14 protein-coding genes are annotated in these 12780 nt (G+C 63.8%); 5 read left to right on the forward strand and 9 right to left on the reverse strand.

Features of this window, described 5'->3' with window-relative positions:
• On the forward strand, nt 1–193 hold a 193-nt coding region (locus AC1DZP_RS34775; RefSeq protein ID WP_477308719.1), incomplete at its 5' end, for an NAD(P)-dependent oxidoreductase.
• Nucleotides 194–263: 70 nt separating this feature from the next.
• Here the strand turns inward: AC1DZP_RS34775 and AC1DZP_RS34780 are convergent.
• The 6 genes from AC1DZP_RS34780 to AC1DZP_RS34805 all read right to left on the reverse strand — a co-directional run bounded on the left by AC1DZP_RS34780 (nt 264) and on the right by AC1DZP_RS34805 (nt 6183).
• Nucleotides 264–806, reverse strand: coding sequence for an L-2-amino-thiazoline-4-carboxylic acid hydrolase (locus AC1DZP_RS34780; RefSeq protein ID WP_477308721.1), 543 nt, complete (start codon nt 804–806; stop codon nt 264–266).
• Nucleotides 807–891: 85 nt separating this feature from the next.
• The gene (locus AC1DZP_RS34785) at nt 892–1668 is read right to left on the reverse strand and encodes an ABC transporter ATP-binding protein (protein ID WP_477308723.1); all 777 of its coding nucleotides are present in this window, start codon (nt 1666–1668) and stop codon (nt 892–894) included.
• The gene (locus tag AC1DZP_RS34790) at nt 1665–2480 is read right to left on the reverse strand and encodes an ABC transporter ATP-binding protein (RefSeq protein WP_477308725.1); all 816 of its coding nucleotides are present in this window, start codon (nt 2478–2480) and stop codon (nt 1665–1667) included. Before AC1DZP_RS34790 ends, AC1DZP_RS34785 begins: the two co-directional genes overlap by 4 nt.
• Nucleotides 2477–3307, reverse strand: coding sequence for an ABC transporter permease (locus tag AC1DZP_RS34795; RefSeq protein ID WP_477308727.1), 831 nt, complete (start codon nt 3305–3307; stop codon nt 2477–2479). The genes AC1DZP_RS34790 and AC1DZP_RS34795 overlap by 4 nt, the downstream gene beginning before the upstream one ends.
• Nucleotides 3304–4290, reverse strand: coding sequence for an ABC transporter permease (locus AC1DZP_RS34800; RefSeq protein WP_477308729.1), 987 nt, complete (start codon nt 4288–4290; stop codon nt 3304–3306). Before AC1DZP_RS34800 ends, AC1DZP_RS34795 begins: the two co-directional genes overlap by 4 nt.
• Before the next feature lie 282 nt (nt 4291–4572).
• A complete protein-coding gene (locus tag AC1DZP_RS34805) occupies nt 4573–6183 on the reverse strand; it encodes an ABC transporter substrate-binding protein (RefSeq protein WP_477308731.1) in 1611 nt (536 codons plus the stop codon).
• Between the two features lie 371 nt (nt 6184–6554).
• Here AC1DZP_RS34805 and AC1DZP_RS34810 point away from each other — a divergent pair, with 371 nt between their 5' ends.
• Together AC1DZP_RS34810 and AC1DZP_RS34815 are read left to right on the forward strand one after the other, a co-directional pair.
• Entirely contained in the window at nt 6555–7745 is a 1191-nt protein-coding gene (locus AC1DZP_RS34810) for a M24 family metallopeptidase (RefSeq protein ID WP_477308733.1), read from the forward strand.
• A gap of 32 nt (nt 7746–7777) precedes the next feature.
• A complete protein-coding gene (locus AC1DZP_RS34815) occupies nt 7778–8458 on the forward strand; it encodes a hypothetical protein (protein ID WP_477308735.1) in 681 nt (226 codons plus the stop codon).
• A gap of 2 nt (nt 8459–8460) precedes the next feature.
• Here the strand turns inward: AC1DZP_RS34815 and AC1DZP_RS34820 are convergent, their stop codons facing one another.
• From AC1DZP_RS34820 to AC1DZP_RS34830, 3 genes are read right to left on the reverse strand one after another with little or no spacing between them, the layout of a single operon-like run.
• The gene (locus AC1DZP_RS34820) at nt 8461–8880 is read right to left on the reverse strand and encodes a cupin domain-containing protein (protein WP_477308737.1); all 420 of its coding nucleotides are present in this window, start codon (nt 8878–8880) and stop codon (nt 8461–8463) included.
• 3 nt (nt 8881–8883) lie between these two features.
• Nucleotides 8884–9738, reverse strand: a complete 855-nt coding sequence (locus tag AC1DZP_RS34825) for a phosphoenolpyruvate hydrolase family protein (RefSeq protein ID WP_477308739.1) — start codon at nt 9736–9738, stop codon at nt 8884–8886.
• 10 nt (nt 9739–9748) lie between these two features.
• A complete protein-coding gene (locus AC1DZP_RS34830; RefSeq protein WP_477308741.1) occupies nt 9749–10945 on the reverse strand; it encodes a Tm-1-like ATP-binding domain-containing protein in 1197 nt (398 codons plus the stop codon).
• A 110-nt stretch (nt 10946–11055) separates the two neighbouring features.
• On the opposite strand from AC1DZP_RS34830, the gene AC1DZP_RS34835 reads away from it, so the two are divergent.
• Together AC1DZP_RS34835 and AC1DZP_RS34840 are read left to right on the forward strand one after the other, a co-directional pair.
• Nucleotides 11056–11715 (forward strand): TetR/AcrR family transcriptional regulator, encoded by a 660-nt coding sequence (locus AC1DZP_RS34835; protein ID WP_477308745.1) that lies wholly within the window; start codon nt 11056–11058, stop codon nt 11713–11715.
• Nucleotides 11716–12154: 439 nt separating this feature from the next.
• The coding region (locus tag AC1DZP_RS34840) for an ABC transporter ATP-binding protein (RefSeq protein ID WP_477308743.1) at nt 12155–12780 on the forward strand (626 nt) is incomplete at its 3' end.

Below are 12780 nucleotides of genomic sequence, written 5' to 3' on the forward strand. Positions count from 1 at the left end.
CGACTGGACGTTCCTGTCGCCGTCCGCCATGTTCATTCCTGGGGAGCGCACCGGCCAATTCCGTCTCGGCAGGGACACCCTTCTTGCTTCGGACAAGGGCAGCAGCATTTCGTTCGAGGACTACGCCATCGTCATGGTCGACGAGATCGAGAAGCCGGCCCACATCAGGGAGCGCTTCACCGTCGGCTACTGATCGAACGAAGGCTCATCCCGGCCGATCTTGTCAGGCTTCTTTCGAACAGCGTCGGCGTTGCCGACGTCCTTCAGTTCGATGAGGCGCGTCGAGTATCGTCTGCCTCCTGGTCGCCGGCCCTGTTGGTCAGCGCGATGTGGCAGCAGCCGGAGCCGTGGCCCGGCGTCCAGGTGACGTTGTCGAAACGCACGCCGGTTGCCTCGAACAGGCCGCGGTCGAAGGCGCCCGCAATACGGCAGAGCGTGGCAAGTTTTTCGTCACTGAGCCCCGCCTCGACCCAGGCGTCCTTCAGCGGGCAGCGTTTGACCTTGAAGGCAATGCGCTTATCGCTGCGTTCGACATCGGTCGGATACATGCGGCCGCCGTCAGGGCTGATGGCCAGGAAGGCTTCTCCGATCGCGCGCGCGTCGTTGGCGCCGAAGCTGGCGAAGGCGGCTGCGGCCACTTCCTTGCCGCGCTGTTCGATGGCGCGGATCATGATCGCTTCGGCTCGTTCCGCACCGAGCTCTCCAGTCAGTTCTTCGAGTAACAGACGATAGAGATCGGCACGGTTGCGAAAGGCGGAATCGAGTTCGCGCGACAGTCTTTCGGCTCTGGCTTCGGGGTCGGTCATGTTGGGTCCTGGTTTGTTGTTTGACCATGATCTTGTCCCGAAAACCGGATCCCACTTTTCGCTGGCGCGGTCCTTCGGTTCGGGGTCATGGTCGGATCCTGTTCAATCTTGGCGCGGCTGCCACCAGCGCCTTGCCGATGGCAGATTGCGGCGCGTCGATGACGGTCCGGGCATCGCCGCTCTCAGCAATTTGGCCGGCTTCGAGGAGGACAACGCGGTGGGCGATCGCCCGGACGACGCCGAGATCATGTGAAATGAAGACATAGGCGATCCGTTCCTGGCGTTGCAGGTCGAGCAGCAATTCGAGGATCTTCCCACGCACCGAGACATCGAGCGCCGACACTGCCTCGTCCAGCACGATCAGCGACGGCTTAGTCGCGATGGCGCGAGCGATGGCGACGCGCTGCCGCTGGCCGCCGGAGATTTCATGGATGGCGCGCGGGGCGATATCAGCGGTCAGCCCGACGCGCTCCAGCAAGGCGGCGATGCGGCGCGGGCGCTCGGCGCGGGCGGCAATGCCATGGATACGCAAGGGGTCGTCGAGCACACGCGCCACCGTCGCGCGCGGGTTGAAGGCAGCAAGCGGGTCCTGGAACACCATCTGCAGGCGGGCGCGGCGCGCCCGGAGTGCTGCGCCACTCAAAGCCAGGAAATCATTGCCTTCGAATTCGATACGGCCTGCATCCGGTTCGATCAGGCGCAGCACCAGCCGCGCGATCGTCGATTTGCCGCTGCCGGACGGTCCTGCCAGCGCCAGCGTTTCGCCGGGGTCGATATGAAAGGAGACATCATCAACGGCAGCGATGGTCTTGCCGCCGCGACGGTAGCTCTTGGTGAGGTTGGAAACAGTAAGCAAGCTCATGCGTCGAGCCCGGCTCGGTTGAGCAGCGGCGCGGCGTCGAGGCCGATATGGGCATCGAGCAGCGTACGCGTATAGGCTTGGGTTGGCGCACCAACGATCTGTGCCGTCATTCCTAGCTCGAGCAGTTCACCATGACGGAACACGGCAATCCGTTCGGCAAGCTCGGCCGCCAGCGCGATGTCGTGGCTGATGAACAGCAGCGTCATGCCGTCCTCTGCCACCAGCCGCCGGATCAAAGCGACGATCTCGGCCTGCACGATGGTGTCGAGCGCGCTGGTCGCCTCGTCGGCGATCAGCAATTTCGGACCCGCCGCAATCGCGGCGGCGATCGCCACTCGCTGCTTCTGGCCGCCGGAGAGTTGATGCGGGAAGGCCTGTAGGGCCGCGTCCGGGTCCGGCAGGCGGACGCGTTCAAGCAGGTTCTTTGCCTTCGCGTACGCCTGCGGCCATGTCAGGCCGAGATGGGTGTATGCCACTTCCGCGATCTGCTTGCCGACAGTCATGACGGGATCGAGGCTGGCGGACGGATCCTGGAAGACGAAGCCGATGTCTCGGCCGCCGAGGGGTGCCTTGGCACCAGGGGAAGGCGTCGATGGCAAGAGCCAGCCGATGCGGCCTTCAATCCGGGAAGACCGCGGCAGGAGCCCGGCAATCGCCAATGCCAGCGTGCTCTTGCCCGAACCGCTTTCGCCAATGATGGCCAGGCGTTCGCCAGCGACGATGTCGAGGTTGATGGTCTTCAACGCCGCGACCTCGTTGCCATCGCGGCGGTAGGTCACCGTCAGCTCGCGGATCGAAGCCAGTGTGGTCACGACAGGCCTCTTCTTACGGCTGTCGTTTCGACGATGCCTTCACCGGCGAGATAGACACCCAGTACCGTCAGCACCAGCGCAATGCCCGGGACGATCGACAGGAAGGGCGCGGTGCGCAGCACGGCGCGGCCTTCGGCGATCATGCCGCCCCAGGTCACCCGGTTGGGATCGCCCAGGCCAAGGAAAGACAAGGCTGCCTCGGTGAGGATCGCGGCGGCGACGATCACCGAGGACATGGCCAGCACCGGCGGCAAGGCGTTTGGCAGCACCTCGCGAAAGGCGATCGCCAGCGGATGCATGCCGATGACCCTGGCACCGGCAACATAATCGCGCTCCCGAATGGAGAGGACCTCGGCGCGGGCGACACGCGCCGGGCCGGTCCAGGTGCCGAGCGCGATGGCAATCACAACGATGCCGAGCGACGGTCCAACGACGCTGACGAAGGCCAGCGCCAGCAGGAAGCTGGGCACGGTCTGGAAAGCGTCGGTGATGCGCATCAGCGCCTCGTCGACGAGGCCACCGGCAAAGCCGGCCAGCGTCCCAACCACGGAGCCGATGGCGAGCGCTGCCGCCGCTGCCGCCAGCCCGACAGCCAGCGAGGTGCGGGCGCCATGGAACAGCTCGGCCAGCACGTCACGACCGAGGCGATCAGTGCCGAGCGGCAGCGACCAGTCCTGAAATGGCGGCAGCAGCGCTGGTCCGGCGATGGCTTGCGGGTCGCCGGGGAACAACAGCGGTGCCGACAGCGCCATGGCAATCAGCGCCGCCAGGAGAATGGCGCCGGCAACAGCCTCGGGCGTGCGCAGAAAACGGCGGAGCGGTCTCATGCGCCGGCCTCGCCGGCGCCGACGCGCGGATCGAGAAAGGCATAGGCGATGTCGACGAGCAGGTTGATGACGATGACCAGGACGGCGCTGGTGAGAATAATCCCGAGCAGCAGCGGGGTGTCCCGCGCGGCCACCGCTTCCTGCGCCAACCGGCCGAGGCCGGGCACGGAAAAGACGCTCTCGATGACCACGCTGCCGCCGAGCATCTGCGCCGATTGCAGCCCGAGCATGGTGACCAGTGGCAAGTGTGCGTTGCGGGCGACGTGGGCGAGCACGATGCGGCGGCGGGACAGCCCCTTGGCGCGGGCGGCCAGCACAAGATCCTGCCGCCAGACTTCGGCCATGCCCGCACGCATCATGCGCAGGTAGAGCGCCAGATAGATGAAGCCCAGCGCCGAAACCGGCAAGATGAGGTGGATGGCGATGTCGGCGGCGCGGTCGAGGCCGGTCTTGTCGGACGCCAGGGTCTCGATGCCGCCGATCGGCAACCAGCGCAGGTCGACGGCAAAGACGACGATCAGCACCAGGCCGAGCCAGAAACCCGGCACGGCATAGAGCGCCAGCGAGCCGATCGACAGCAAACGGTCGCGAAAACTGCCCGGTCTGGCGCCGGCGTAGATGCCGAGTGCCGAGCCCAGCCCGAAAGAGAGTGCGGTGGCGCTGACCATCAGCAACAGCGTGGTGGGCAGCCGCTCGAGGATCACGTCGCGGATCGGCCGGGAGAACGTCACCGACTGGCCGAGATCGAGATGCAGCAGCGCCCAGAGATAATTGGCCAGCCGTGTCCACTCCGACTGGTCGAGGCCCCAGCGGTGGCGCAGGAGTTCGATCATGCCGGCGTCGCCGCCGGTCGAGACGATGTAGGCGTCGACCGCGTCGCCGGGCGCTGCTTCGAGCAGCAGGAAGGTGCCGACAACGACGATCAGCAGCACGAAGATGCTGCCGACCAGGCGACGCCGGAGGAGGATGAGGGCGCGGGTCATGGGGATGACATGACGCCGTGCCGATTGAGAGAAGTGCGGTGTCAAGGCACCCCCCTCTGTCCTGCCGGACATCTCCCCCACAAGGGGGGAGATTGGATGTCACCTCTGCTTTCGCCAATCTCCGATGTGGTCACGCAGAAAAAGAACCGCCGTCTGCGAAGCAGCCGATCTCCCCCCTTGCGGGGGAGATGTCCGGTAGGACAGAGGGGGGTGTGAAGGAACGCGGCCTTAGGCCGTGTTTCAACACCGATTTCGCCGCGAATATTCATCCGCGCAAATGTGTCACGATACCAAATAGGTGTCCGCCCAGTTCGACACCGCCCAGCGCGGGTTGTTGGCAATGTTGCCGACGGTGTCGCGCGCGACGCTGATGAAGCTCCATTCGGCGACGTTGATCAGCGGCAGGTCGGCGGCCACCTGTTTCTGGAATTCCTTGTAGAGGTCGGTGCGGGCAGCGGTGTCGAGCGTCTCGGATGCCTTGGCGATGAGGGCATCGAGCGCGTCGTTCTTGTAGCCACCCTGGTTGGAGAACGGCACGCTGTCAGGAATGCCGCTCTGCACCAGGATGGTTGTCGAGATCGCCGGGTCGCCGCGGAACACCGGCGGGCCGACCGCGAGGTCGAAGGCGTGGTCGGTGTAGACGGCCTTGATGTGCGCTGCCGAGTCGTTGTTGACCAGCTGGGCATCGATGCCGATGGCGGCGAGTGCCTGCCGCAGATAGTCGCCGAACTGCTTGGTCTCGTTGAAATAGGGCGCCGGCAAAAGCTTCAGCGAGAAGCGGTTGCCGTCGGCGCCTCGCCTGTAGCCGGCCTCGTCGAGCAGCGCGTTGGCCTTGGCGACGTCGAAGGCATAGGTCGGCACGTCGGCGGTGTAGAATTGCGGATCGTTCTTGGGCACCGGACCGGTGGCGGTGGCGGCATAGCCGAGGAACACCGTCTTGACGACGAAATCCTTGTCGATGGCATGCGCGATCGCTTGGCGCACCTTGAGGTCGGCCAGCTCCTTGCGGCGATGGTTGATCTCGACGACGAGCTGATAGGTCAACCCCTCATAGCCCTTGGAGATCACCTTGAGGCCCGGCACCTTGGAGATGCGGTCGAGGTCGGCCAGCGGCACGGCGGAAAAGGCGGCGAGCTGGATCTCTTCGGCTTCCAGTGCACTTGCCGCCGACGTGCGGTCGGGCAGCACCTGATAGATGATCTCGTCGAGGTAGGGCTCGTCCTTGCCCCAGTAATCCGTGTTCTTCGTCAGCCGGTAGTACTGGCCAGCCTTGTATTCGCCGAACTTGAACGGCCCGGTGCCGATCGGCGCGTTGTTGGCCGGGTTGTCCTCGATCTTGCCCACCTCGTAGATGTGCTTCGGCACCACGCTGCTCAGCGCCGGCAGCGCGTTGCGGATCAGCTGGAACGGGGTCGGCTTGGCGAATTTGAACACGGCGGTGAGATCATCCGGCGTGTCGACGGCGGCGAGGTCCTTGAACACGGTGCGGCCGAGATTCTGCAGAGGCTTCCACACCTGCAACGCCGAGAAGGCGACATCGGCCGAGGTGAACGGCTTGCCGTCATGCCATTTGACGCCGTCGCGCAGTTTGAACGTGACGGAGAGCCCGTCGGAAGCGCCTTCCCAGCTCAAGGCCAGCCGCGGCGCAAGCCCGTCCTTGCCGTCGAAGGAGGCTTCAGCCAGCGTTTCGACGATCTTGCTGGAGATGAAAAAGACGCCGTTGGAGGCGACGATCGCCGGGTTGAGGTTGCGCGGCTCGGAATCGGCGGCAAGCACCAGGCGGCCACCCTTCTTCGGCGTCTGCGCCCAGCCGAATGTCGGCATGGCGGTGGAGGCCAGCAGCATTGCCGAGCTGGCAAGCATCTGGCGTCTGGAAATCGTGAAACCTGACATGATCGAACTCCGTCCTCTCCGCAACCCAACCGGGTGCGCCAATCCCTCGAACGTCGGCGAGCCCGCCAGCATCCTTGCGGTGGCGATTATGAGCCTTGCCGAGGGTTTCGCCAGAGACGGAATTGGCGCATCCTTGCTTGGCTTTGAAATTTTCGTCCGCTGGACCAGTTTGGAGGAAGCGGTTCAATCCGATCGATCTGGTAGGGCCAGATTCTGTTGAATGCGCTGACATAACGTGATGGTGAGATTGAAGCAGGCCATTTCGCGTGTTTCTGGCTAGACCAGAGCGAGCGAAATGGTGCAGATTTGATCCACAGCCAAGGGATCGGGAGCAAACGGCCGGCGATCCCGGGCATTTCAGGGAGAGAGAGATGAACATTGCTCAGGGCAAGAGTGCCGTCAGCAATATCCCGTTCGATCAGGCAAGGGTCGACCGGCTGATGGAGGAGGCTGGCATCGATGTGCTGCTGGCGACCTCCAAGCACAACACGCAGTATCTGCTGGGCGGCTACAAGTTCATCTTCTTCGCCGCCATGGATGCCATCGGCCACAGTCGCTATTTGCCTGTCGTCGTCTATGAGAAGGGCGGACCCGACCATGCCGCCTATATCGGCAACCGCATGGAAGGCGCCGAGCACCAGAACAACCCATTCTGGACACCGACCCTGCACGCCGCCTGCTGGGGCACGCTCGATGCTGCCAATCTCGCCGTCGAGCACCTGCGGAAGATCGGCAAAACGGGCGCCCGCATCGGCATCGAGCCGAGCTTCCTGCCGTCGGATGCCTACACGCTGATCCGCAAGGCATTGCCGGACGCCAAGCTGATCGATGCGACAGCCATGCTGGAGAGCATGCGCGCCATCAAGACCGATGCAGAGCTGGAGAAGCTGCGCACCGCTTCCGAACTGATCACCGATTCCATGCTGGCCACAATCGCCTGGGCAGGCGAAGGCACGACCAAGACCGAGATCATCGAGCAGCTTCGGCGCGAAGAGACCAATCGCGGCGCGCATTTCGAATATTGCCTGCTGACGCTGGGCTCCAGCCATAACCGCGCCGCTTCACCGCAGGCGTGGAAGAAGGGCGAGGTGCTGTCGATCGATTCCGGCGGCAACTATCACGGCTATATCGGCGACCTCTGCCGGATGGGCATTCTGGGCGAACCGGATGCCGAACTCGAAGACCTGCTGGCCGAGGTCGAGGCGGTGCAGCAGGCGGCGTTCTCCAAGGTCAGGGCGGGCACGTTGGGCGGCGACATGATTTCGCACGCCGAGGGTGTGCTGAAGGCCTCGAAGGTCGCGGCCTATACGGATTTCTTCGCCCACGGCATGGGCCTGATCACGCACGAAGCGCCGTTCCTGATGACCAATCATCCGGTGACCTATGAAGGCACCTATGCGGCCAAGCCGCTGGAAAAGAACATGGTGCTGTCGGTCGAGACGACCATGCTTCACCCGACGCGGGGGTTCATCAAGCTGGAGGATACACTGGCGGTGACGGACACCGGCTATGTGATGTTCGGCGATCGTGGCCGAGGGTGGAACAGGGGTGGGGTCTCATAGACGCTGGTTTGATCGCCTGAGCATTCACCAAGATGGATCAGGAACCGCCAAGGCAAGTCTTTCTCGACGCGTGTTGCGAGATTTCTTCTCGGCTTGAATCTGTTGGATTTCGCTTTGCAAAAAGCGGTCCTCATGCAAGTCGCCGCGCCGGCGACTGGACATTCAGAATTTCCTTTCATTCACACTATTTGAATGTCGGCGGCGAGTATGTCGAGCTCGTCGTGCATGCGTCGGTCTACAACAAGGCAATAAGGGAATGGGATCAACGCAACGGTTGGCCGGCCAATGCCAGCGACTGGGTCGCGGGCGGACAGCTTGGCAATTTGCGAACCCCGCATCACTGGCAGACATGGAACATCGCAAACCCGCTGACTCGTCAGGCTGAAATCCCGACCATCGTTGCCAACATTCAGGCGACTGTCCTGCCATTCTTTGAGCGTTTTGGTGCTCCACGCAAACTGGCTGAACAGCTCGCGCATTCTGAAGTCCCAGGTTTCCTGTTCCCACAAAATGCTGTTCGATTTGTATTCTGGCAGCTTGGTCCAGAGGCAGCGGAAAACTGTATGTCCTATTGGGTCGCGCGCCTACCTTCGCCGGATGTCTTCCGATCTGAGCGCGACGTCCCCACTCTGCGGAATAGGCTCGCTGCGGGAAGCGATGCCAACAACCTAGCAAGGGTCGCTCGTGCGATGAAGATTGGCTTCAGCCTCTGACGTTAGTCCTGCCCCGCCGGCAGCAGCCTGAAATCCGGCAGCTCGCGCAGCACCAGTTCCGGCCCGGCTGGTGAATAAACGACGAAAAGCTGCATTGGCCCATCGCCGGTGTTGAGCGTCGAGTGGAAGCGGCTTTCGGGCACGTAGATGGTGCAGCCGGGGCCGACCTTCTCGACCACCGGATTGCCCTTCTCGTCCTCGACCATCTGCTCGCCGTTGCCCGAGATGACGAAGATGATTTCCTCGGCGCCCGGATGGTTGTGGCGCGTGTGGCCCTTGCCGGAGGGCAGGTCGACGACACCGCCGGAAAAGCGCGTTGCGCCATTCACTTCAGGGGCCACTGTCAACGCCAGCCTGCCCCAGTCGAAGCCGAAGGCGCTGACGTCCTTGGGGTAGACAAACATCTTGCTCTTGTCGGTCATCTCTCATCCCTTCTTTTTCTTCTGGTCATGAAGCGAGACGGCCTTGAAATCAGCCGTCTGTTTGGCGATCGCGGCTTCCGCCGGCAGCCGTTCCATCGAGCTTGCGCCATAGAAGCCGTGCAGGCCCTTGCAGCGGTCGAGGATATAGCGCGCGTCATCCGGCATCGAGATCGGCCCGCCATGGCAAAGCAGGATGATTTCCTTGCGCACCGAACGGGCCGCGTTGGCGATGGCATCGATCTCGACAACGCAATCGTCTAGCGACTTGGCCGAGGTGGCGCCGATCGAGCCGCCGGTCGTCACCCCCATATGGGCGACGACGATGTCGGCGCCGGCTTTTGTCATGGCGCGGGCCTCATCGGGGTTGAAGACATAGGGCGTGGTCAGCAGGTCGAGCTTATGCGCCTCGGCGATCATCTCGACCTCGAGCCCAAAACCCATGCCGGTCTCCTCGAAGCTTTGCCGCATCTGACCGTCGAACAAGCCGATGGTGGGAAAGTTCTGCACGCCGGAAAAGCCCATCGTCTTCAGCTCGGCGAGAAGCAGCGGCATGATGACGAACGGGTCGGTGCCGTTGACGCCGGCCAGCACCGGCGTCTTCTTGACCACCGGCAGCACCTCATAGGCCATCTCCTTGACGATCTCGTTGGCATTGCCATAGGCGAGCAGGCCGGCGGCCGAGCCACGCCCGGCCATGCGGTAGCGGCCGGAATTGTAGATGATGATGAGGTCGATGCCGCCGGCCTCCTCGGCCTTGGCCGACAGGCCGGTGCCGGCGCCGCCGCCGACGATCGGCACGCCCTTGTCGATCATTCCCCTGAATCTCTTCAGTATGTCCTTGCGCGGTATGGCGGGCATGTCTTGGATCTCACTGTCTGGCGATGTCGAGAAAGGCCGCAACCGCTGCCTTGGCGAATTCGGGATCGTTGATGTGCAGCGGCAAGCGCGTGACGCGGCGCATGTCGTTCGGCTGGATGGTGCTCTCGACGGCTTCGAACAGAACGGCGTCGGCCTCTGGATCGAAGAAAGCACCGCCTTCGATGTCGAGCGCCGAGACACCCTTTTCCGGAATGAGGACATGCACCGGCCCCTCGCAGAGGGCGAGCCTGGTGCCGATCCATTCGCCGATTGCGCGGCATTCCTGCGCCGTGGTGCGCATCAGGGTGACGTTCGGATTGTGTTCGTACACCAACCGTCCGCGAAAGTGTTCCGGGATGGTCGACGGCGCCCAGAAGTTGACCATGTCGAGCGCGCCGACCGAGCCGACATAGGGCAGCCCGGTGCGGGCGATCGCACCGAAACGATCCTCGGTCGCCGGCAGCACGCCGCCGAACAGCAGGTCGCAGACCTCCGTCGTGGTGATGTCGATGACCCCCGACAGCAGGCCGCTGTCGGCCAGCTTCTCCATGCTGCGGCCGCCGGTGCCGGTGGCGTGGAAGACCATGCAGTCATAGGTCGAGCGAAGCTGGTCGGCGATGGCGGTCACGCAAGGCGTGGTGACGCCGAACATGGTGAGGCCGATCGACGGTTTGCCATCGGCCGGCGGCGCCGGCCTTGCCGCCATGCCTGATATCGCCTGGGCGGCGTTGTGCAGGACGACACGGGAAATCCGGTTCAGCCCGGCCATGTCGGTCACCGATGGCATCATGACGATGTCGGAGACATCGACATAGGGCGCGGTGTCGCCGGAGGCGAGCGTCGAGACCATGATCTTGGGCAGGCCGAGCGGCAGCGCGCGCATGCCGGACGTGATGATCGAGGTGCCGCCGCCACCGCCAATACCGATCATGGCGGCGATGTCGTTTCGCGATTGGACAAAGCGGGCGAAGGCGATGCCGATGGCGGCGACCGCAGCGCCACGGTCGTTGCCGCCGAGCACGGCGTCACGACCGCCGGGGTGATGGCCGGCAATGTCCTTCGCGGTGATGTCCACGGCGATGGTTGCGTCGCGCGTCCCGACATCGACGCGCGAAACGACGGCGCCCGTGGCAGCGATCGCATCCGCGAGGAAGGCAAGTTCCTCGCCCTTGGTGTCTGCGGTCCCCACTACATAGATGCGCTTCATTGCGTTCCCCAATCCAGGAAGGCGCAATGCTGCGCCCCACCGCTCATTGCCAGGCCGCTCGACGATGCGAAGGTCATTGCAAATTTTTGAGACGCGCGTATCGTATTGACATGGATGTCTCACGTCAACAATTGACAGCAGGCGAAGACGCCGAGCGGGGAAGCGGCCAGGCGCTGGAGCGTGGGCCGCGCGCGCGCACGAAACGGCTGATGCTGGAGACGGCGACAAGGCTGATGCAGGCGGGCGTCACGCCGTCGGTCAGCGAGGTTGCCGAAGCGGCAGAAGTCTCCCGCGCCACCGCCTATCGCTATTTCCCGAGCCAGGCGGCGCTGGTGAAGGCTGTCGTCGACGAGGGGCTCGGCCCAATCCTCACATGGCAATCGACCTCGGCCGATGCCGAGCGCCGGGTCGCCGATCTGTTCGATACCGCCATGCCGCGCATCGAGGCCTTCGAGGCGACGTTCAAGGCGGCCCTGAAGCTGTCGCTCGACCAGTGGGCGAGGCGCCAGGCCGGGACGCTGGGTGGCGAGCCGGCTTTTACCCGCGGCCACCGCATCGACTTGCTGAAGGAGGCGATCGCGCCACTGAGGGGCGAGCTGCCGCCGCGCGAATTCGAGCGCCTGGCGCAGGCGCTGTCGCTGATTTTCGGCGTCGAACTGCTGATTGTGCTGAAGGACATCTGGGGCCTGGACAGCGGCAAGACCCTGGCCGTCGCCCGGTGGGCGGCCTCAGCGCTGGTGCGCCAGGCGCGACTCCGGACGCCATCCTGACCAGGGGTGGTGGCGGCGTGAGTTGGGCATGGAGGAGGGCTGGACGAAGGCGGATGCAGGATATGAGACTTCTCCCGACGCGGACCGGATTGGGGGGTCGTCGAGGGCAATCCGGGGCGGTCGCCGCGGTAGCTCGGAGCGAATCTGGTTCGACCAGATTTGAAGGTCGGCGATTTCAGTGATTTTGGGGATTGGCGTTTTGCGAACGGGATGAAGGTGGAGAATTGCCAAAAATGAAGGAAATACCAACATATAGCGGACGTTTTCAGCTTATTTTGGTGACGGCAAATTTTAAGAAAGCGCTTGACGAGCATCTTAAATTGGTAATACCAGATTAGGAAAGAAAAGGCGGATCGGGAATGACAGCCGCAGTCCATTTCGGCAGGGCGAGGAGGATCACACGGATGGCGCGTGTTCCGTCCGCACGAGGTGGCGCATCGTGACGCAGACGTCGCCTCGCGCCAGTGCCGGCAAGGGGATTGCGCTGCGCCTCGATGGGCTCAGCAAAGCCTATGGATCCGTGCGCGCCATCAACGACCTGAGCTTCGCCGTCGACGAAGGCCGCTTCTTCGTACTCTTCGGGCCGAGCTCGGTTGGCAAGACGACGACGCTGCGCACTATCGCCGGCCTCGTCCAGGCCGACTCCGGCACGCTTGAGATCGGCGGCCGCGACATGACCCATGCGCCGATCGCCGGCCGCGGCATCTCGATGGTCTTCCAGTCTTTCGCGCTTTACCCCCACCTCACGGTCTACGACAATCTCGCCTATCCGCTGCGCGAGGAGAAAGTCGCGCGCGCCGAGATCGACAAGCGGGTGAAAGAGACCGCCGAGATCCTGAAGCTGACACACCGCCTGAAGGCCAAGCCGGCAACCCTGTCCGGCGGAGAGCAGCAGCGCGTCGCGCTCGGCCGCTCCCTGATCCGCCGGCCAAAGATTCTTCTCCTCGATGAGCCGCTCACCAATCTCGACGCCAAGCTTCGGCACGAGACGCGCGCCGAGCTGAAGCGGCTGCACCGCCAGTTCGGCATGACCGTGATCTATGCCACGCCCGACGAGCTCGAGGC

It is taken from the genome of Mesorhizobium sp. P2_F8, from assembly GCF_056403655.1.

Bases quoted from the DNA above. Each gene is read 5' to 3' on its own strand.
- AC1DZP_RS34780 (WP_477308721.1), bottom strand. From the start codon at position 806: ATGACCGACCCCGAAGCCAGAGCCGAAAGACTGTCGCGCGAACTCGAT.
- AC1DZP_RS34785 (WP_477308723.1), bottom strand. From the start codon at position 1,668: ATGAGCTTGCTTACTGTTTCCAACCTCACCAAGAGCTACCGTCGCGGC.
- AC1DZP_RS34795 (WP_477308727.1), bottom strand. From the start codon at position 3,307: ATGAGACCGCTCCGCCGTTTTCTGCGCACGCCCGAGGCTGTTGCCGGC.
- AC1DZP_RS34800 (WP_477308729.1), bottom strand. From the start codon at position 4,290: ATGACCCGCGCCCTCATCCTCCTCCGGCGTCGCCTGGTCGGCAGCATC.
- AC1DZP_RS34805 (WP_477308731.1), bottom strand. From the start codon at position 6,183: ATGTCAGGTTTCACGATTTCCAGACGCCAGATGCTTGCCAGCTCGGCA.
- AC1DZP_RS34810 (WP_477308733.1), top strand. From the start codon at position 6,555: ATGAACATTGCTCAGGGCAAGAGTGCCGTCAGCAATATCCCGTTCGAT.
- AC1DZP_RS34815 (WP_477308735.1), top strand. From the start codon at position 7,778: ATGGATCAGGAACCGCCAAGGCAAGTCTTTCTCGACGCGTGTTGCGAG.
- AC1DZP_RS34820 (WP_477308737.1), bottom strand. From the start codon at position 8,880: ATGACCGACAAGAGCAAGATGTTTGTCTACCCCAAGGACGTCAGCGCC.
- AC1DZP_RS34825 (WP_477308739.1), bottom strand. From the start codon at position 9,738: ATGCCCGCCATACCGCGCAAGGACATACTGAAGAGATTCAGGGGAATG.
- AC1DZP_RS34830 (WP_477308741.1), bottom strand. From the start codon at position 10,945: ATGAAGCGCATCTATGTAGTGGGGACCGCAGACACCAAGGGCGAGGAA.
- AC1DZP_RS34835 (WP_477308745.1), top strand. From the start codon at position 11,056: ATGGATGTCTCACGTCAACAATTGACAGCAGGCGAAGACGCCGAGCGG.